This window comes from Pseudomonas jessenii (assembly GCF_002236115.1).
Lineage (GTDB): Bacteria > Pseudomonadota > Gammaproteobacteria > Pseudomonadales > Pseudomonadaceae > Aquipseudomonas > Aquipseudomonas jessenii.
In genome coordinates this window covers 687843-705665 of the sequence record NZ_NIWT01000002.1, presented here as the reverse complement: position 1 = coordinate 705665, position 17823 = coordinate 687843, and the positions used below count along the sequence as shown (strand labels likewise).

General features: G+C 56.0%; 22 protein-coding genes. 15 read left to right on the top strand and 7 right to left on the bottom strand.

All coding sequences use genetic code 11. The features are described 5' to 3' along the window. Positions 1–474 precede the first annotated feature (474 nt). From PSJE_RS07975 to PSJE_RS07920, 12 genes are all read left to right on the top strand, one after another. On the top strand, positions 475–1056 hold the full coding sequence (locus PSJE_RS07975) for an STY4534 family ICE replication protein (protein ID WP_090454348.1): 582 nt from the start codon (positions 475–477) through the stop codon (positions 1054–1056). A gap of 71 nt (positions 1057–1127) precedes the next feature. Further along, on the top strand, positions 1128–1385 hold the full coding sequence (locus tag PSJE_RS07970; protein ID WP_090454346.1) for a hypothetical protein: 258 nt from the start codon (positions 1128–1130) through the stop codon (positions 1383–1385). Positions 1386–1486: 101 nt separating this feature from the next. Next, positions 1487–1981 (top strand): RadC family protein, encoded by a 495-nt coding sequence (gene radC, locus PSJE_RS07965; protein ID WP_090454345.1) that lies wholly within the window; start codon positions 1487–1489, stop codon positions 1979–1981. A 51-nt stretch (positions 1982–2032) separates the two neighbouring features. Then, positions 2033–2779, top strand: coding sequence for a DUF5983 family protein (locus tag PSJE_RS07960; RefSeq protein ID WP_090454343.1), 747 nt, complete (start codon positions 2033–2035; stop codon positions 2777–2779). A gap of 106 nt (positions 2780–2885) precedes the next feature. After that, on the top strand, positions 2886–3428 hold the full coding sequence (pilL2, locus tag PSJE_RS07955) for a PFGI-1 class ICE element type IV pilus protein PilL2 (protein ID WP_090454341.1): 543 nt from the start codon (positions 2886–2888) through the stop codon (positions 3426–3428). Then, the gene (locus tag PSJE_RS07950) at positions 3425–4096 is read left to right on the top strand and encodes a chemotaxis protein (protein ID WP_090454339.1); all 672 of its coding nucleotides are present in this window, start codon (positions 3425–3427) and stop codon (positions 4094–4096) included. The genes pilL2 and PSJE_RS07950 overlap by 4 nt, the downstream gene beginning before the upstream one ends. Positions 4097–4105: 9 nt before the next feature. Further along, complete coding sequence (locus PSJE_RS07945; protein ID WP_090454337.1) at positions 4106–4825, top strand: TIGR03759 family integrating conjugative element protein; 720 nt, start codon at positions 4106–4108, stop codon at positions 4823–4825. Further along, on the top strand, positions 4807–5355 hold the full coding sequence (locus PSJE_RS07940) for a lysozyme family protein (RefSeq protein ID WP_090454335.1): 549 nt from the start codon (positions 4807–4809) through the stop codon (positions 5353–5355). Before PSJE_RS07945 ends, PSJE_RS07940 begins: the two co-directional genes overlap by 19 nt. Continuing rightward, the gene (locus PSJE_RS07935) at positions 5352–5867 is read left to right on the top strand and encodes an integrating conjugative element protein (protein WP_090454333.1); all 516 of its coding nucleotides are present in this window, start codon (positions 5352–5354) and stop codon (positions 5865–5867) included. Before PSJE_RS07940 ends, PSJE_RS07935 begins: the two co-directional genes overlap by 4 nt. Before the next feature lie 9 nt (positions 5868–5876). Continuing rightward, positions 5877–8036: a type IV conjugative transfer system coupling protein TraD gene (gene traD, locus PSJE_RS07930; RefSeq protein WP_090454332.1), complete on the top strand. Its 2160-nt coding sequence runs from the start codon at positions 5877–5879 to the stop codon at positions 8034–8036. Between the two features lie 40 nt (positions 8037–8076). Continuing rightward, complete coding sequence (locus tag PSJE_RS07925) at positions 8077–8805, top strand: TIGR03747 family integrating conjugative element membrane protein (RefSeq protein WP_090454330.1); 729 nt, start codon at positions 8077–8079, stop codon at positions 8803–8805. A gap of 138 nt (positions 8806–8943) precedes the next feature. Further along, positions 8944–9924 carry an integrase domain-containing protein gene (locus PSJE_RS07920; RefSeq protein ID WP_090454328.1) on the top strand — a complete coding sequence of 327 codons (981 nt, stop codon included), beginning with the start codon at positions 8944–8946 and terminating at the stop codon, positions 9922–9924. A gap of 335 nt (positions 9925–10259) precedes the next feature. Here the strand turns inward: PSJE_RS07920 and PSJE_RS07915 are convergent, their stop codons facing one another. The 7 genes from PSJE_RS07915 to PSJE_RS07880 all read right to left on the bottom strand — a co-directional run bounded on the left by PSJE_RS07915 (position 10260) and on the right by PSJE_RS07880 (position 16528). Continuing rightward, on the bottom strand, positions 10260–10904 hold the full coding sequence (locus PSJE_RS07915; RefSeq protein ID WP_224793941.1) for a hypothetical protein: 645 nt from the start codon (positions 10902–10904) through the stop codon (positions 10260–10262). Between the two features lie 32 nt (positions 10905–10936). After that, positions 10937–11827, bottom strand: coding sequence for a hypothetical protein (locus PSJE_RS07910; RefSeq protein ID WP_208601452.1), 891 nt, complete (start codon positions 11825–11827; stop codon positions 10937–10939). An 8-nt stretch (positions 11828–11835) separates the two neighbouring features. Continuing rightward, entirely contained in the window at positions 11836–12513 is a 678-nt protein-coding gene (locus PSJE_RS07905; protein WP_090454324.1) for a tetratricopeptide repeat protein, read from the bottom strand. Positions 12514–12528: 15 nt separating this feature from the next. Further along, on the bottom strand, positions 12529–12651 hold the full coding sequence (locus PSJE_RS31920; RefSeq protein WP_268876095.1) for a hypothetical protein: 123 nt from the start codon (positions 12649–12651) through the stop codon (positions 12529–12531). A gap of 187 nt (positions 12652–12838) precedes the next feature. Beyond that, entirely contained in the window at positions 12839–13993 is a 1155-nt protein-coding gene (locus PSJE_RS07895; protein ID WP_090454322.1) for a DUF3800 domain-containing protein, read from the bottom strand. 620 nt (positions 13994–14613) lie between these two features. Continuing rightward, positions 14614–15006 carry a hypothetical protein gene (locus PSJE_RS07885; protein WP_090454319.1) on the bottom strand — a complete coding sequence of 131 codons (393 nt, stop codon included), beginning with the start codon at positions 15004–15006 and terminating at the stop codon, positions 14614–14616. Between the two features lie 847 nt (positions 15007–15853). Beyond that, positions 15854–16528, bottom strand: a complete 675-nt coding sequence (locus PSJE_RS07880; protein WP_090454317.1) for a site-specific integrase — start codon at positions 16526–16528, stop codon at positions 15854–15856. A 329-nt stretch (positions 16529–16857) separates the two neighbouring features. Here PSJE_RS07880 and PSJE_RS07875 point away from each other — a divergent pair, with 329 nt between their 5' ends. Genes PSJE_RS07875 through PSJE_RS07865 form a run of 3 tightly spaced genes read left to right on the top strand, consistent with a single transcriptional unit; the run spans position 16858 to position 17818 of the window. Continuing rightward, positions 16858–17193, top strand: a complete 336-nt coding sequence (locus PSJE_RS07875; RefSeq protein ID WP_090454316.1) for an integrative conjugative element protein, RAQPRD family — start codon at positions 16858–16860, stop codon at positions 17191–17193. Beyond that, complete coding sequence (locus PSJE_RS07870; protein ID WP_090454314.1) at positions 17190–17429, top strand: TIGR03758 family integrating conjugative element protein; 240 nt, start codon at positions 17190–17192, stop codon at positions 17427–17429. Before PSJE_RS07875 ends, PSJE_RS07870 begins: the two co-directional genes overlap by 4 nt. 17 nt (positions 17430–17446) lie before the next feature. Continuing rightward, positions 17447–17818, top strand: coding sequence for a TIGR03745 family integrating conjugative element membrane protein (locus PSJE_RS07865; protein WP_046509162.1), 372 nt, complete (start codon positions 17447–17449; stop codon positions 17816–17818). The last annotated feature ends 5 nt before the right edge of the window (positions 17819–17823 follow it).

The window sequence follows — 17823 nt, the reverse complement described above, 5'->3', positions numbered from 1 at the left end:
GCTTTTCTCTTCTTCGCCTGGCACCCCGCCAGGCGCACTCTTCACTTTCTTCAGTCCAGTGACTCCCACTATATTCCGGCCATAAAAAATCGGGTGGCAGCGTCTTGACGCGCCCCTATGACAGGCTTATACAAAGGGCGTGGTTCGCTGTCGTTGACAGCCCAGCCCAGGTAGCCAGAACCTTCAAGGCTACGCCACGTTCGTGGTGGTTTACCCAAGTGCGATCAGCGTTCGGAAGCTCGCGCGGTTACCGCTTCAGCGGTGATGAATGCCCACTACCCTATGCTTGCGGATCACCACCGCAGATGCTCCTCTGCTGCACCGCTATTTCCCCAGACGCATCGTTCTGATCGTCATCGGCTTGCCGGTGCCGAGTCGTTCATCGCTCGCCTTCACCTTACCCACCCTGACGGGGGCTCACTTGCCCGTCAGGGGCTGTGCGTCGCCGTTTTCCCTTGAAACAGGAGAACCACCATGGCCCACGCCAACCACTCCCAGGAAGCGACCACTTACTTCAATCTGCACACCGTCGGTATCGGTTATCTCAACCGTGTTCGTGAAGTACAAGTCCGCCGCGGCCAGCCATTCATGGCTTGCGATATCGCAGCCCTGCACGGTGCCACCGATGCGGTGGAGTACACCCGTTTCGACTGCAAAGTCGCTGGGGGTGAAGCTGAACGCTTGATTCGTCTCTATATGGGCGCCGTCAAAGCCGAGAAAAAGGTCTTGCTGTCGTTCCGTATCGGCGACCTGTGGATCGATCCGTTTCTCTACGAGAAAGGCGATAAACAAGGTCAACCGGGCGCCAGCCTGAAAGGTCGTTTGCTGTTCATTGACTGGATCAAGGTCAACGGCACGTTCGAATACAAAGCGCCCGCCAGGCAGGAAGTAACAGCACCTGCTGAGCAAGCGCCAAACAATGAGCCATCTCCTTCATCGGCTGATACCGAAGCTGAGGAGACCGCAAACCCAACAGAGGCTCGGGTCGAACCTGAATCTCCACCCACTCCCCGCACGGCCCGCCGTGATGCCACCCGTACCGTTCAGTCCGCCTGAACAGTCCACGATGTTCCTCATCAAGGCGCTCCGTCGAGCGCCTTTTCTTCAATCCGCACAGGAGAATCAACATGGAATCCTTCTGGCTTTGCGACGACTGCCTGTTTGCTACTGCTTACGAGGACTACAGCACGTTATCGCTCTATTACACGACGGATGAAATTGAGAAACGCATCGCCGGCATCCATCGAGGACTGGTTCGGTTAATGCCCATCAGTGCCGACTTTGATCCCGAAACTGGCTGGGGAATAAAAGCCTTTTCCCTATTGCCCTGCGACGGCTGTGGTTCACCCCTGCACGGCCAGCGCCATCGATTCACGCGGCTGTAAACAGCGCGCCATCTGCTAACGCCGGCGACTTCTATATCCACCTCGGGGACACCACTCCCCACGGGCGTGTACCCCTGATTGTTCCCTTCGGAGGTACCACCATGAGCACTCAACTCACGCTGATTGAAACCTCGGATGTCGAGGCTGATCGTATCGTCCACGAAAACCAGGTGATTGACGAAGCGCTGCACATTCTGGATCGTCGGCTGTTCGCCCGCGGCCCTAACCTGACGTCGCCTGACGCCGTCGCCACATACCTAAAGCTGCATCTTGTGCAACAAGAGCATGAAGTCTTCGGCGTGATATTTCTCGATGCAAAACACCGAGTGCTGGCGTTCGAAGTCCTCTTTCACGGCAGCATTGATGGAGCCAGCGTTTACCCCCGCCAAGTCGTTAAACGTTCCCTAGCGCATAACGCTGCGGCCGCCATTTTTGTGCACAACCACCCCTCAGGTTGTACGGAACCCAGCCAGGCGGATCGCGTCTTGACCGCACGGTTGAAAGAGGCCTTGGCCTTGATCGAAGTGCGCGTACTGGATCACTTCATCGTCGGTGAAGGTCGTCCTCTCTCCCTTGCCGAACATGGCTGGCTTTAACCCTCACAGGCGCCTTCGGGCGCCTTGTTCATTTTCATCTGGAGAACGCTCATGAACCCCACACCCCGAGCCCCAGCTCTGCTGGCGGCCGCCAACCCATTTGCTCGCGGCTACGACAACCTGCATATCGAACGACTGCTACTGATCACCTACGAAAACGACTGCCCTCCCTGCTTTCGACCAGTGCATGACGCACAAACCCATCTGCCCGACGACGAGCTGCAACTGTTCCCCTGCCTGTTCAATGACGATTTCGCCGTGATCAGCGAAGGCCACTCCATTCCGGATAATTTGGATGAACGCTGTCAGTCCAGCGGGCTAGTGCGCCAAGTGATCTACGCTGTGATGGGCGAAATGCTCAACGAGCGGCATCACCTCGGTGATCTGTACTCCCTGGAAGAGGCCCAAGCCATGGTCCATCGCTTGAGCTTCGAAACGGGACACTACAGTCGAGCCTGGGAAATCAGTACCGCGCACCTTCCCGAAGAAGCGATGCTTTATCTGGAGGAGTGGGTCAGTAACTTCGCTCTGCGGCAAACCGGCCTCTTGTTCGAGCTTTTTACGCTGCCAGATTGCTGCGGTATCGGTTGCAAACTGATCGGCACGCCATGGACGGACGAGAACTTGCTGAACATTGAGGGCAATCGTTATTCGAGCTTGAGACAGGAACAACTCGACGCAGGCACACCGGAAGCCTTGGTCAACGTACTGTATTTGGCGGCATTGGCGGATGTGCGATTGTTGATCTTCGACCCCGACGCTGCCGTCTTGGATGGGCTCGCCATTTTCGATGAATAGCAACGTGTTCAGCGTTAACACGACCCACCTTGAATCAACTTTCTCACTGAATCGCTCCTTCACCTCATGTCAGGTTCTGCACTGAATCTGACATGAGGTTTTTTCCATGGAGCGTTTTTTCACGCCTGTCTGCCTGCTGGGTTTGTTGAGCGCCTGCACCGCGCAAATCCCCAACCCTTTGCCGACCAATCCAGAGATCGACAGTGGCTCCAATCGGGCCCAGCACTCGAAGGGCATAGCCGAAGAAAGCCATCCGGCAGAGCTTCGTTATGGCCGCTACACGCTGGTCAGCACCGAGCCCACCACGGAACAACGCGATCTTCTTACCCAAATCATTGACGTGAGCATCCCGTCCAGCCTGAACCCTTCGGTGCAGGATGCATTGCAATACGTATTGCAGCGCTCGGGCTATGCGCTCTGCCCCGTTACCGCGTCGGTGAGGGTGCTGTTTACTCGGCCCCTGCCCGCGGCCCATTACCGGCTCGGCCCGATCTCTTTGCGCCGCGCGCTCCAAGTGCTCGCTGGCCCCGCCTGGCAACTCACGACCGACGAAGTCAGCCGTTCAGTCTGCTTCGAACTGCAGAAAACGGAGGCCGGCGTCGCGCTGATCACACCCGTCTCGCCCCATCTGTTGGAGGCACGCCCATGAGAGCCTCGACGTTTCAAACCCTCATCATTGGGCTGCTTTGCTTGGCGGTCGCCGGCCTGAGCGGTGGTTTGTATAACAAGTATCAACGCGTGGCCGAACTGCAGAGCACGAACACCCAACACCTACAAACCCTGGACACCCTGCAACATGATTCAAGCGCCCTCAAGGATGCCCAGGAGAAGCTGCAGTACGCGCTGAAAGACCTGAAGCAGATGGTCGATACTGGTGAGCAACAGGCCAATACCCTCGATCCGATGTTGGATCAGTGGGCGCAAGAGATACAGGAACTGCGTGATGGTCTCGCAGCCCGCGCCACCCAGGCAGACCTGACAGCGCTGCGCGCACGCCTTGAACAGGTCGAGCAGCAGCTCCTGGAGCACAAGACCCAGCCATCACCCCCATCGCCGACGCCTTCTGCGACCAAACCGAAAAAGACCGCTCGCCCCAAACCCACCCCGCTCTCGCCACCGTTTTCAGTATTGAGTGTCGAGTCCCGCGGTGGTGAGCGCTTTCTGGCGGTCGCACCTCATGACAGTCGCTCGCTCACGGATGTCCGGCTGCTACATAGCGGTGAGCAGCAAGGGGCTTGGCGCCTGAAAATACTGGAGCCGAACTCAGCTATCTTCGCGGTGGCCGCTCAGCCAGATCAGACCGTGCACCTCCCTTGAGTAGTGATCATGAACAGAGCGCTACTGCCCACCGTTGTCTGTCTCGCTTCGCTACTGGCCACGGGCGCTGCGGTGGGCAACCCCGTCGCGACACAGTCACGGATCCAGGACACGCAGTCCGCTCCCCTGGGGCGCTCTGACTCTGAACAGGCGGCGAGCTGGGGTCTGACGGAGCAGGAGTGGACGCGCTTCGAACAGATCCAAGCCGGCCCGCGCGGTTTCTGGAGCCCGAACCTCGATCCGTTGACCGCACTCGGGGTCGAAGCCCAGACCGACCAAGAGCGCCAGCGCTATGCCGAATTACAGGTAGCGCTGGAAGCCAAACGCGCCGAGCGCGAGTTGGCTTACCAAAACGCTTACACCGCGGCCTGGACCAAGCTGTTTCCCGGGCTGCTGCCGATCCAGGGCATGGCGTCCCCGCCCCCTGCCAGCTCATCGGTCATGCCGCGCCAGGCCCTGTTTGTGGAGGACCACTGCCCGGCGTGCACCGACGAAGCGCAGCGTCTGCAAAGCAGCGACACGGCGTTCGATATCTACCTGGTGGGCAGCCAAGGCCAGGATGAACGCGTCCGTAGCTGGGCTCGGCAAGCGGACATCGATCCGGTCAAGGTCCAACGCCAGCAGATCACCTTGAACCATGACCATGGTCGCTGGTTCAACCTGGGTGCCCCGGGGCCATTGCCTGCCACATTTCAACAGGTGAATGGACAATGGCAACGCCTCGACTGAGTGGTATTACGCTCATGCTGACAATGCTCGCCGTCCAGGCTGACGAACTTCCGCCTCCTGCCTACCAATTGGCGGCGCATGACGCCGACATCCCTTCTACGGTGCTGTTCGCGATTGCCCTGCAGGAGAGTGGTATCCGCGTCCGTGGTCGACTGCTGCCCTGGCCTTGGACCCTGAACATCGCCGGAACACCCTACCGCTTCGCCACTCGCCAGGCCGCCTGTCACGCCTTGCTTCAGGCACTCGCCCGACATGACGCCAAGCGGGTCGATGCCGGTCTCGGGCAAACCAACCTGGGTTACCACGGACAACGTTTTTCCAGCCCTTGCGAAGCCCTTGATCCCTACCGAAATCTCGCCGTGACCGCCGCGCTGCTGCAGAAGCATCACGCTGCCACCGGTGATTGGGTCTTGGCTGCCGGGCGCTATCACCGTCCGGCAGGAGGCGCGCCGGCAGCACGCTACCGTGCTGGCTTTTCCCAGAGACTCGAACAGCTGCTGATTCCCTTTGAACAGGGCACACCACCATGAAGCGAATCCCCCTTACCTACTATTTCACCCTGCTCTTGGCACCTTTCGCCCAGCCGGAACTGACCGTAGCCGGGGATCAGCCTAGCGACTTCACCCGACCCCATTTTCAAGTTGCCAGGCCGTCATTAAACAACAAGACCCAGCCTGATCGGACCATGCATGCGGACCTGTCCACATTTGCCGATGAAGCCTGGATATTGCCCGTCCGCAGCTCTCACTTGAGCCCCGGCCAGATCACGTCTCGCGCCCTGAACATGCCGGGCTTGCGACCATTTTTCCTGGTCGGGGAGGATCCCCAGTCACTGGCTTGGTTGCGTCAACGCGCGGCCGAACTGCACGAAATGGGCGCGGCCGGCCTCGCCGTCGAAGTGGCCGACACCGAAGCTTTGGCGCGGATTCGAACAGCCGCTCCGAACCTCACCATCCTGCCGATCAACGGTAACGACATCGCCACCCGCTTGCAGATCGAGCACTACCCCGTCTTGATCACTGCCACCTCACTGGAACAGTGAGTCCAGGTCATGGCCGAGCATGCGATGGAATCCAAGCTCCGGCCAGCGGTGGAGCTGTACACCGTAGCGATCTGCATCGCGGCCGCGGTGTTGTGCGTGTACTCGCCCTGGGCTGTGGCCCTATCACCCGAGATCGGGCTGGTTGCGGCGCTGGCCTATTCCCTGTTCGGCCTTATCCGGCTGCGACAAGCTTGGGAGGTGCTGCGTTATCGGCGCAATATCCGTCGGTTGCCCCGCTACGAGCTGACCAGTCGGCAGATTCCGGTCAGTCGTAAGCGTTTGTTCATGGGGCGCGGCTTTCGCTGGACCCGCCTGCACACCCAGCGCTTGGTCGAGGCCCAAGATCCGGCTGTTGCTCAGTATGTCGACCAACCGACCCGCTACCGTCTGGCCCGTGGACTCGAACGTCGCCTGGAACATGCACCGTTTCCGTTCTCGACACTGGCCCGTGTCACGGCCTGGGACAGTGCCTTCAATCCATTGCGGCCTTTGCCCCCGGTAGGTGGCTCGCCGCTGTTGCATGGGGTCGAGCCCAACGAAACGGAAGTCAGTTTACCGCTGGGCGAACGGGTCGGACACACCCTGGTGCTGGGCACGACCCGCGTCGGCAAGACACGACTTGCCGAGGTATACATCACCCAGGACATTCATCGCATCGAACATGAGGTGGTTATCGTCTTCGATCCGAAGGGCGATGCCGACTTGCTCAAACGGATGTACGTTGAAGCCAAGCGGGCCGGTCGAGATAAGGAGTTTTATGTTTTCCATCTAGGCTGGCCGGAGATCTCCGCTCGATACAATGCGGTGGGACGCTTCGGGCGTATCTCGGAAGTGGCGTCACGCATCGCCGGGCAGCTCAGTGGTGAAGGTAACTCTGCGGCCTTCCGTGAGTTCGCCTGGCGCTTCGTCAATATCATCGCCCGTGCCCTGATCGAGCTCGGCCGGCGTCCAGACTACCTGCAGATCCAGCGACATGTGGTCAATATCGACGCGCTGTTCATCGAATACGCTCAGCAGTTTTTCGCCAAGACCGATCCGAAAGCCTGGGAAGTGATCGTCCAACTGGAAGGCAAACTCACTGAGAAGAACATTCCCCGGCATATGGTGGGACGCGAAAAGCGTGTGGTGGCCATCGAACAGTACCTGGCGGTGAAACGGGTATTCGATCCGGTGCTGGATGGACTGCGCTCGGCAGTACGTTACGACCGCACCTACTTCGACAAAATCGTTGCTTCGCTGCTGCCGCTGCTGGAGAAACTCACCACCGGCAAGACCGCCCAACTGCTGGCCCCCAACTACACCGACCTAGATGACCCGCGACCAATCTTCGACTGGATGCAGATCATTCGCAAACGCGGCATCGTCTACGTCGGCCTGGATGCGCTGACCGACGCCGAAGTCGCAGCCGCTGTGGGCAACTCCATGTTCGCTGATTTGGTCTCGGTCGCGGGCCACATCTACAAACATGGCATTGACCATGGCCTGCCCCCATCAGGCAGCAGCAGTGACAAGCTGCCGATTAACCTGCACGCTGATGAGTTCAACGAATTGATGGGCGATGAGTTCATCCCCCTGATCAACAAAGGTGGCGGCGCCGGTATCCAGGTAACCGCCTACACCCAGACCCTCAGCGATATCGAAGCACGTATCGGCAACCGCGCCAAAGCTGGCCAGGTGATTGGCAACTTCAACACCCTGCAGATGCTCCGCGTGCGCGAAACCGCCACCGCTGAACTGCTCACCCAGCAGTTACCCAAGGTTAACGTGCTGACCAAGACCCTGGTGTCGGGTGCGACCGACACCTCCGATCCTGAAGCCAATACAGACTTCACCTCCTCCTCGCAGGACCGTGTCAGCAGCACCAGTGTGCCGCTGATCGAGCCGGCTCACATCGTCAGTTTGCCCAAGGGGCAAATGTTCTCCTTCCAGGCCGGCGGACAGCTCTGGAAAGTCCGTATGCCACTGCCCAGACCCTCTCCCGACGATGCGATGCCCAAGGATCTGCAAGAGCTCACCCAGCGGATGCGCGCCAGCTACAACGAACAGGCGGGTCACTGGTGGAGTGCAAGTGGCGGCGGCCCAACGCTCGACTTCGATCCAGATCGGGTTACGCCTCCACGCACTTCTTCAGCGGTGGATGCAAGTGTTCCTGCTCAGGAGGCCCCATGACGCCGTCGGCCCTGCAGTGCATCTCGCGGAGTCAAGAAGGATGACTTCAGCTCAGAACTCTCCACCGCAACCCATCCAGCGCCCAGGGCTAATCATCTCGGCGATTAACCTGGTCCTGCACGTCATCGGTTTGCTGATCGCCTCGTTGCTGTTCTCGATTCTGATCGAGTGGGCCGGTCTGCTGCTGTTCTGGGGTGATCAAGGCTGGCGACACAGTCAGGCGATGCTGAGCAGCGAACTGGGCTGGCTCAGTGAGCACTTCACATCCTCACTGATTATCCAACAGCCTGGACAGACGATTGTCCAGTGGCTGGATTTCCTCCAGCAGTGGTTACTGGTCAAGACCGGTTTTACGGATTTCGCCCAGCAGGCGCGGGCGTCGAGCCAGGACAACGGCTTCTGGAGCGGACTCAATCAGCTGTATGTGAGCATCGAGGATTTTGTACTGGCGGCGGTGTATGTCACTTTCACTTTCGTGGTGCGTCTGACCATTCTGGTCTTGGCGACCCCCCTGCTTCTGCTGGCCATGTTCACCGGCTTCATCGATGGTTTGATACGCCGCGACCTGCGTAAATTCGGCGCTGGGCGCGAAAGCAGCTTTGTCTATCATCGGGCCAAGCGAGCGGTCATCCCACTGCTGATCGTGCCCTGGATTTTTTACCTGTCCCTACCCTTTTCGCTCAACCCAATGGCGGTACTTCTGCCTTGCGCCGTAATGCTCGGGGTCGCCATGGCCATCACGACGGCGACATTCAAAAAATATCTCTGAGTGCGACACGAATGCTTATCTGCGGAAGTGTTCAGGAGGCTAGCTCATGAGAGACCCAAGCTCCCGGTCGTAAGGAGCCGCCAGTCCCGCGTTAGTGGACAACCCTCACATGTGTTTGGCTTCGAGAGGAGTTTGATCATGGCATCGGTTGGTAGACGAGATGAGCGCAATTTTGGCTATGGCCGACAACTGAGTTATGCCGGACCGCAAGCCTTGCGCGATCTTTTTGGCGGCGGGCATTACGCCACGGTCAAGGCGCACAGTGATCGCTGGCAGGCGTTTGTCCGCTGGTGTCGTTCGGAGGATGGGCCGGGGTTTAACGATGCGCGACAGATAGATCGGCAGACCTTGCTGGACTACGCAGGGCATCTGCGCCAACAAGTTGAACAAGGCGCTATCGGCATCGCCACAGCGCAAAACCGGTTGTCCAGCGTGAACCGGACTATGGCGGCGCTTCGCGGCGATCACTCTGTGGCGGTGCCAAGCCCGAGTAAGGCCTTGGGAATGCGGCGTACCAGTGTTCGTCGCTCGACGCCGCAAGGCCAAGACCATGAGCAGGTGAAGCGGATCGTCGACGTGCTCTGCGAACACCAAATGCCGCGCGCGGCGGCCATCGTTCAGTTGGCGCGAGCCATCGGCATGCGCTTGCGCGAGGCGATTTTGGCCGACCTACCGCGCCTAAAACATGAGACCGAACACTACGGCAAAATCAACATCCGAGATGGCATCCAAGGTGGCCGCTCACGTACGTCGGCGCTTCGTTGGATTACGGTAAATGATCCTATTCGTGACGCGCTGAAATTTGCCGAACAGGTTTCACCCAACGGTAGCCGCAATCTGCTTGCACCGAACGAAAGCTATGTCGATTTACAACGGCAAATCGTCCGCCCCGCACAAGAGATCCTCCATTCGCACAACCTCAAAGGCTTCCACGAGCTTCGGGCCGCCTATGCGTGCGAACGCTATGAGCAGAGCACTCATCATCTTGCGCCCATCAACGGTGGCCGTTGCTACCAACTCGACCGACGCCTAGATCAGGATGCCCGAGTGCAAATCAGCTACGAGTTGGGACTCGGCCGTATCGACCTGTTATCGACTTACATTGGTGGTCGAACATGAGTAAGCCATTCGATATGAAGCCGTTGCTACTGCTCGCGAACGTAGTCCGACATGATCGGATCGGCCGTGACGTGTGAATTGTGCTGGTGGATCTTTGGGAATGGCATGGTCGCTTCCTACGTAGCTCAATGAGCTGGGTACGCGCTGAGTCAACAATGGTTTTTTCGAGCTGGTTCATCTGCCGCTGACCCTCAACGATTTCGCTGACGCGAAAACCGCGCCTCTCCTACTGCCGAAGCCCGCAAGCGCGGGCAGTGAGTGGAAGTCATTTCCTATCGTCGTGGTCGCACATAGCATAGTGTGCTGATTGCTTTGAATTGGGTGATGCTCACTGGCTAACTTTCTCGTGGGGAAAAATGGCATTTGAGACTGATAGTGCTCAATCTGCGCCTGTCGAGGGTGTACTCATACTCTCTCAAATAGATGCTGTGAGCTGATGGGCCGGCGATTATTGAATTCGCAGTTCCAGTAGTTTCCAAGATCACACCGCCTCTGCCTTCCGCGTTCAACCCACTGGCAAACATCTTGGCTACACTTTCTTTATCAGTCCAAGCAGTACCAATTCTTCCGAGTTCGAATCGATCTAAATTTTCTCCACGATAGAGGAGCAACTCAGATCCGTTGTATCGAGGCAACCACTTCCAGAGCATGTCCATCAACAGGTCATCGTCATCAACAAGTGCTCGGATGTGATGGTGTCCGACATGCCATTGGGTATGAAACCGATCAACAAGTACAGAGTTTGTAGGCGCACAAGCGGCCAAATCCCTGATGAAAGCACGCCACTCACTTCTATGTCTGGCGACATCGGGCCCGTTCAGAAGTGGCCCGTATTCATTGCCATTGAGAATGTGGCTTAAGAGGGGCGGGTAATCTGCTAGCCCAAGGTCAATCTCTGGCAAGTTTTTTCGCCATTTTAAAGCGCTCAAATCGATGTCAATGTACGAGGGGGCATTGTCAGCCTTCAGCAGCCTCTTCATCGCTCTTTCCTATACGTCTGGTGTGGTGTCACTTACGCCAAGTGATTCTTGAGCAAGAACCAACACATATTGAGCGCAAATGACCGCCCGAGCCGTGTCATCTGATCTTCGGGAATCCCGACTGGCCGATGAGCGCCTGGGCTTAAAAAGCCGAATACACCAGCAAGCCCCTTCTCCTCCTCAACTGTGATCTCACCACTTATGCGTAAAAACTGGATAACCATCCCCCATTTTGAAGGATCGTAGGGAGGTGGGTTTGTCATCCGTGAAGCTACATGAGCGGCGATATCGACTGCCAGTGTTTCAAGTGCCACTCGCGCATTCACGAGAGAAGCGTTGAAATCAGGCGGCGTCGCACGAAATGCAGAGGCCGAATCATTAATCCGCGCAATAATGTCGTCTTTGCGAGGAGCCCCTGAGTTTTGAAGCGCTAAGATCAGATCGTCTTCTATCGGTGGTGCGCTGGTGATGGACGGGTCTCCTTTAATGAGCGTCTTGTTGCTTACGATGTAACCATCCAGCAACAGGCATTGCGTGAGGTCATGCATACGCTCGTCAAAGCGATATTTCGGGTTGACCCTTGCACGCAGATCGCCTGGGGTTGCTATGACCTCGGCAAGTACATGCATGATGGTCCGCTCGTCGAGCGAACGCAGGATGTTTAGTAAAGCTGACAGCAAATGGTCATGCGGCAGTGAAAGATGCTGAACCCCATACTTGCTTAAGAGAACAACTGAAACGGTTGGAGGTTGCAGTTCTAAAAACTGTGCAAACGAATGACGTGCTCGAAGTCCTATCATATTGCCGCTTCCTTTTTTCTTTCGTGTCGTAGCTGCATTGGTAAAGCGCTCAATGACTGTCCCCGGCCAGCTTGATTGGGCAATGAACGCTTTCCGATGCAGCCCCGTAGGGCTGTTTGGCAATTCCTAGATCACTGGCCGTTTTTGCCTGGATGGCTAAGGGACGCATCTCCTGGCAGGAGATGCTTTGAGCGCCACTCAGCCAAGATCTTTGATGCCTCATTTTTTTGCTCCGCAGTTAACCTGTCTTCCAGAACATCAACGGCCTTCCTCGAATCAGTGAGCGCCGCTTCAACGGCCTCGCCCCTTTGAACGGCAGTAGCCAGTTTCTCCGAAGCATCACGACAAAGCGCCAAGGCGACGGAGGAGTCCTGCGGAACGCCTGCGCCTTTGTAATACAGCACACCGAGGAACATCGATGCCTCACCGACGCCCTGAATTGCCGCTTTCCTGGCAAACACATAAGATTTTTCTAGGCTCTTCTTTTGAACCTTGCCGTCGTAGTAAATTCGGGCGAGCCGAAGCTGTGCGCCCGAGTCACCCTGATTTGCGGATGCTTCAAGAAGTCTCACTCCAACGTACACATCCTGTTTTACGCCTTGACCTTCAAGGTACATCGTTCCCAGATAGAACTGGGCTGCCGCGTTACCTTTATCCGCTTCGGGCTTTAGCTCTTTGTATGCAAGGTCATACTGCCCTTTTGCCAAATAGCGGTCGCCTTCGACTAGCCCTGCATTCGCTTCAACACTCGCCGCAAGCAGGACAGCAGCGGCAAGTATCTTGACCTTCATCTGGAAGTTAAGCGGCATATGAATTTTTCCGTGCTACTTCGGTTGATCGTCAGTGGTCGTGTTTTCAACTGCGCGCATGTACACCGCCATATCACCCATCTGCTCTACGATGGCGGCTTCGCTTGCTTCGTGCACGGCGCTGATCTTGGCTTTCATTCTCAGGCACGAACCGCAATCGACGTGCACCCAGTTACTGGTGCCGTTGCTGGATTCCCCGAGCCAAGTGCCGCATGGCGCCTGATCGGCTTCGTCAGGATAGGATCAAAGTGCGTGGCCATCGTCGCTTTCCGAAGCGGTAACCAATATCGAACACACCATTGATCAGCCGCACTCGTGCCGCGCTTTATAAGTCGCGGTAGTCCTCCGGGTATTCAATCCCATGCAAGAACCATAGACTTTTGGCATTGCTCTCATGAGGTGCCTGATTAAAGATGAAGGCAGGGCATTCCTCATCTGCTTTGTCGATCAGCTTAGCCACCAGATCAGCGTTGCGGCGCTGTTGCACTGACAGCTTTGCACTCGCTTCTTCCAGGTGATCAATGCTGCACTTCTCCATAAAGCTGAAATGTTTACCCAGGAGCCCGCAGAGAATGTCCGAGATCTGTATGGCAGGTTCATTGTGTGAAATTGCGAACCGGTAGCTTACGGGCTGGCCACCCCACGCAATTTCGTTGCGCTCAAGGCTTTCCCGGACCCGCGGTTCTTCGTCAAATACGTGAACCGATCTCACGAATGTGGCAAGTCTATGGATGAAGGCTGTATCAAAACCACTCACCAGCTCATCCTTCTCGTTGCCGCAAAGATACACCAGCGTAGTGACCCTGGAAGCCTCTTGGAGAAGGTCTGAGAGCGCCATTCTTGCCATGTTTCTGAACGTGAAGCCGCCACTGAAGAGAAACTGGCGTACAGCTTTTAGGAATTCGGGTATTCGCGCTGACGGTACGTTCGGGTAGTCGAAGGTCTTTAGTAGCCGGAAATACCCAAGTGGCTCTAGCCTCACTATGGCGTGCAGTTCGTTTTTCAGATCGTCCCGAATGGATGTGTAGGTCTCGAATTGATCATGATCTAGCAGCGAGTCAATCAGGTCGACTATCGACCAGTTCAAGATGCTGAAGTTAGAGAAGTGAATGTAAGCTGGCGACTCCAGAAGCCATGTGAGGAACTGCTCCAGCTTGTTGGAGCTGAGGCAGGTGATGTAATCCCCCTGGGCCAGGTGCTTTAGCTTCAACTCTTTGACTGATGGCTGAATTCTCAATTTTGCCCTCAGGGCATTAATATCAGGCAGGCTGGCCCCTGGCCCCAGCGCTACACCCCCGAGTACAAAGCAATCCAGAACCTCATGATTGAGCCCGGTTCCAGTCAAGGATAGGCTTCGGATATTGTTCGTTTCGTCGTAATACAGCGTGTAGGCCTTATTGATGTTCTTCATCAAGTCCTGCCCGGGAAATCTAAACAGGCCGGCATCGATCACTATTTTTTCGGAGCTGTCATCAATCATGGGTCTACCTGAGGTCGGTTCCGGCTGGAGGCGAAATGACACCCTAAGCCGTTTCGCGATACTGCGCACGTTTTCCGTTCTATTTGCGCTATGGTGAAATTATAATTAGGTCGCCCTATTATGTCTGACGTCCATTAGAGTTCAGAATGCCGTTAGAAACCTCGTTATCTATCTCCATCTGGTCCAGAAACGCTCTCTCAGCCGCACTTGGTAATTTGAACCGATAAATAATGTCAGTAACATCTTTGATGTCCGAAATGCTCCGATCAATGTTTACAGACGCCTCAACTAATTGCTCCAGGTGAGCAGTAGTCGATTGGAACCTTTGGCTCTCGTCAGCACTTATGTCGTGAAGAACTGCAGTGGTCTGAATGAGCGACGAAATTCCGGTCTTTACTTGGGATACGTTGAAGAGGATTCCAAACGCAAGGATGCATATCACCCCCAAGAGACCAGCAATGAGTCCTAGCAAAACTCCAACCATGAGATTCTCCTATCAATCATCGTGGGGGCGATCAGAGCGCCCTGATACTGCTAAAAGGCCAATCCAGGGCAGGTGGTATGCAGCGATTTTTACTCTAACTTTCGGTGCATCTAGCCAAGGCGAACAGCCTGGTTTGTCACATGTTTTGATGCAGCGACCAGCCAGGAAACCGAGCATTAAGGCATCGAGTAATAGCCCGCTGCTCTAGTAGATTAAACTCAGGCGACGACCTAAGCTGTACAAGATCGCCCTCAGCTACCGAGTCCAACGCTCGCTTAAATTCCCTATACCCGCTCCAGGTACGTTTCATAGCGACGATTGCTGTCGAAGCTACTAGCCAAAGCATAGCGAGCATCATCCCGCCTGAAATCAAAGCAGCGATCTCACCCGTCTTCCGTGGGAGAAGGTTCCAGCAGAGTGCTGCACCAAACGAAAGGAAGCCAAGTGCGATAAGCTTTTTTATCAGCGGTCTGATAGGAATAGGCTTCACAAATGTCTTCATTTTCTGAACTACTAATTTTCTAGCCATGTTCATTCCTTTGATTTTTCCTACCCAACTAAGCCGTTCTCATGAACATGGCAGTAACCGCCTAGCAGAGCTACCCATCTGCTGGGTGAGTCGATAGCATTCCCCCCTGTAATAATATTTCGGCAGGGATTGCCTTCTACTGTGGCATCTGCACAGTAGACGCAATAAGAAGAACGATGCCAACTGAGGTACTGACTTTTTGTCACACCGTAATATTTAGCGGTGTACTCCACCGGATCACGGGAGTAAGCAACAACGTCTTCGGCGGGCAGCGGGATAGATTTACTTCCATATGGACCTGCATGAGTCGCCTGAAAAGTCACTCCTTTCTCAGCCAGGCCCCCAATAAATAACTCGTTACTCAAAGTAATTTCCTCGTCAATTAACTACTTCAAGAAGGAACGCGTATGAGACTCCCGGCCAGTACGACGCTCAAAATCCTTCCGTTTGGCCACGGCCAACAGGTAGCACTGTGTGCATGCCGCATCAGGCGCTGCAGCCTTGATCGCAGCAGTGGAGCGCAGTACGTAGCATCCACATACGCATTTACAAACCCATCGAGCTTTTCTGTCGGCAGAAATCCCGATTACAACCAGCCGTCCCAGCCGAATGGATGTGAAGTCTTTGAACGAGGGATTCAATAACTGAGCCTTAGTCGGCGCCGTTATCGGTAACGGTAGCTCGGAGTCCTGGTCAGTCTCATTCGCCCTGAACTCAAACGACTCACCGCCTGAAATCACTCGAGCGGCAGTAGCATCAACTGGTATTTCGTTCCCTAATTTCAACTCTGATTCCTCGCGTTTTGCTATCCATGGCATTCAAACGTACAAAAGAGTCGTCGATATCACTATGCCAGCGCAAGTTCAAATGCACGCCGAACTGCCTGCATATCCACCGTTAGGTAAGGCTTGCTGTGATCCAAGCATGCATGCCCTAGCATGGTCTGCACTATCTCGACATCGCCGGTGGCGGCCAAGACTTTTGCAGCAAGCGAGCGCCTACCACTATGCGAGGAGCCCTGTTTGATACCCGCTTGTCGATATAACCTGCTGATAGTTTGCTGCAGTGAATCACAGGCTCGGTACACCTCCGGCCCGCTGTCCAGCTGGCGATGTTTGAATGCCAGTTCAAAGGCTTGCCCTTTGTGTGTCATGACCAGCTTTGAGCCTGGCCGGAATCCTCGATACTCATCTATGCCTGAAAGCCCCCAGCGGCGCCGAGCGCGCACGCCAAACCACGCATCAAGCGCGGCAAGGCATCGAGCATGAGTCAGATACACGTTTCGCGGCCGACAGCCTTTGGTGATGTCTGCGCGCAAGTAGACCTCGGGCTTGATAGCACCGCTGGCATACAGCACGTCGCCAATCTCCAGCAAGGCCAACTCGGTGACACGAATGCCGGTGGTATGCGTGAGCCACAACAACATCACATCACGCTCCGGCATGCGGCCAGTGACAGAGGCTACGCGGATCAGGTGTTTGAATTGTCCAGGACGAAGGGATGCAGCACGGCGAGGATTCATAGGGGTGGGCTCTCTGTCAGGATTAGACGGGAATCAGGATCAATCCAAAGAGAGTTGGCAGCAGGCCTCCAGCAAAGCCTACCACCAGTGATTTCGCAATGCTCACGGAAAATGGGTTGTGACGATATCGTCATCAACGAAGCTCATCGAGAGTGGAATTTCCCTATAGCCTCAACCACTCTCTCCATCAAAGATCGAAGGACCACATAGCTGTAAGTAAACACCTCCAGTACCTCCCCAGAAAAAGCGATTCATCAGACCTCAGGTTTCTTACGGAAAAATTCGACCTCTAACTTGATTCTGCTCCCAGATCCATATGGGCCAGCATCATGCCAACTACCATCTTTCGCTGCTTGTTACTGCTCTCGCTGGCTATCGTCGATGGAAACAGCTATGCCGCATCTGGTCATGAGCAGGATCAGCTCAGCCTAGTCCAGCAGCAGCTCGATATTATCGAACGCCTTGCAACGCAAGCTGAGGCAGCCAGCACGGCTGAACCAGTCGAGCGCTATCGCTTCGACTATCTCCGTCTTTCCCAAGACATCCAGCGCATCCGCCACGGTGTGCAGGGCTACCTTTCCCCCTCCCGTGCTCAACCTCGCGATCCCAGTGAACTAGTCGGCGAATACCGCCTCGACACTCCGTCCGCGGAGCCGTCGCCATGAGCATGACTGACGCTCAGATCTCAGCGTTCCAAAACGCCTCCGGCGTCGCACCGCAGAGCAGCTCGACGCTCTGGCTATCCCTAGTTCTGGTTCTGGCTTTGCTTTGGTGCGCCTGGGTGATGTGGACGGCTTACCGGGGTTGGGCCACCGGCAGTGTGCGCTTCGGCGCGCTTGGCGGAAGTACCGCACGCGTGCTGCTCACCTTGTTGGTCCTGATGTTCTTCACCCTGTCCTAACCCAGGAGATCGCCACCATGCTCAAGTGCTTTGCCCCTCTGAAAAACAATCTGCGAGATCGTGCCAGCCAACGCTTGATCGGTCTGCTGCTGGTACTCGGCCCAAGCCTAGCTTTCGCCGAGCTCCCCACCATGGAAGCCCCTTCGCGCGGTGAAGGATCCGGATTGATCGAGACGATTAAAAACTACGCCTACGACGGCGGCATCTTGCTCGGTCTGCTAATCGCCCTACTCGCTTTCCTAGGTGTGGCCTGGCATTCCCTGACTGTCTATGCCGACGTGCAGAACCAACGCAAGACCTGGAAAGACTTAGGTGCGGTGGTCGGTATCGGTGCTCTGTTGGTGGTGATCATCATCTGGTTCCTGACCAAGGCTGCCGCGATTCTGTGAGGTCG

What these genes read in the sequence shown, in the direction of transcription:
- PSJE_RS07975 (WP_090454348.1), top strand. Translation starts at nt 475, where the DNA reads ATGGCCCACGCCAACCACTCCCAGGAAGCGACCACTTACTTCAATCTG.
- PSJE_RS07970 (WP_090454346.1), top strand. Translation starts at nt 1,128, where the DNA reads ATGGAATCCTTCTGGCTTTGCGACGACTGCCTGTTTGCTACTGCTTAC.
- radC (WP_090454345.1), top strand. Translation starts at nt 1,487, where the DNA reads ATGAGCACTCAACTCACGCTGATTGAAACCTCGGATGTCGAGGCTGAT.
- PSJE_RS07960 (WP_090454343.1), top strand. Translation starts at nt 2,033, where the DNA reads ATGAACCCCACACCCCGAGCCCCAGCTCTGCTGGCGGCCGCCAACCCA.
- pilL2 (WP_090454341.1), top strand. Translation starts at nt 2,886, where the DNA reads ATGGAGCGTTTTTTCACGCCTGTCTGCCTGCTGGGTTTGTTGAGCGCC.
- PSJE_RS07950 (WP_090454339.1), top strand. Translation starts at nt 3,425, where the DNA reads ATGAGAGCCTCGACGTTTCAAACCCTCATCATTGGGCTGCTTTGCTTG.
- PSJE_RS07945 (WP_090454337.1), top strand. Translation starts at nt 4,106, where the DNA reads ATGAACAGAGCGCTACTGCCCACCGTTGTCTGTCTCGCTTCGCTACTG.
- PSJE_RS07940 (WP_090454335.1), top strand. Translation starts at nt 4,807, where the DNA reads ATGGCAACGCCTCGACTGAGTGGTATTACGCTCATGCTGACAATGCTC.
- PSJE_RS07935 (WP_090454333.1), top strand. Translation starts at nt 5,352, where the DNA reads ATGAAGCGAATCCCCCTTACCTACTATTTCACCCTGCTCTTGGCACCT.
- traD (WP_090454332.1), top strand. Translation starts at nt 5,877, where the DNA reads ATGGCCGAGCATGCGATGGAATCCAAGCTCCGGCCAGCGGTGGAGCTG.
- PSJE_RS07925 (WP_090454330.1), top strand. Translation starts at nt 8,077, where the DNA reads ATGACTTCAGCTCAGAACTCTCCACCGCAACCCATCCAGCGCCCAGGG.
- PSJE_RS07920 (WP_090454328.1), top strand. Translation starts at nt 8,944, where the DNA reads ATGGCATCGGTTGGTAGACGAGATGAGCGCAATTTTGGCTATGGCCGA.
- PSJE_RS07915 (WP_224793941.1), bottom strand. Translation starts at nt 10,904, where the DNA reads ATGAAGAGGCTGCTGAAGGCTGACAATGCCCCCTCGTACATTGACATC.
- PSJE_RS07905 (WP_090454324.1), bottom strand. Translation starts at nt 12,513, where the DNA reads ATGCCGCTTAACTTCCAGATGAAGGTCAAGATACTTGCCGCTGCTGTC.
- PSJE_RS31920 (WP_268876095.1), bottom strand. Translation starts at nt 12,651, where the DNA reads ATGAAAGCCAAGATCAGCGCCGTGCACGAAGCAAGCGAAGCCGCCATC.
- PSJE_RS07895 (WP_090454322.1), bottom strand. Translation starts at nt 13,993, where the DNA reads ATGATTGATGACAGCTCCGAAAAAATAGTGATCGATGCCGGCCTGTTT.
- PSJE_RS07885 (WP_090454319.1), bottom strand. Translation starts at nt 15,006, where the DNA reads ATGGCTAGAAAATTAGTAGTTCAGAAAATGAAGACATTTGTGAAGCCT.
- PSJE_RS07880 (WP_090454317.1), bottom strand. Translation starts at nt 16,528, where the DNA reads ATGAATCCTCGCCGTGCTGCATCCCTTCGTCCTGGACAATTCAAACAC.
- PSJE_RS07875 (WP_090454316.1), top strand. Translation starts at nt 16,858, where the DNA reads ATGCCAACTACCATCTTTCGCTGCTTGTTACTGCTCTCGCTGGCTATC.
- PSJE_RS07870 (WP_090454314.1), top strand. Translation starts at nt 17,190, where the DNA reads ATGAGCATGACTGACGCTCAGATCTCAGCGTTCCAAAACGCCTCCGGC.
- PSJE_RS07865 (WP_046509162.1), top strand. Translation starts at nt 17,447, where the DNA reads ATGCTCAAGTGCTTTGCCCCTCTGAAAAACAATCTGCGAGATCGTGCC.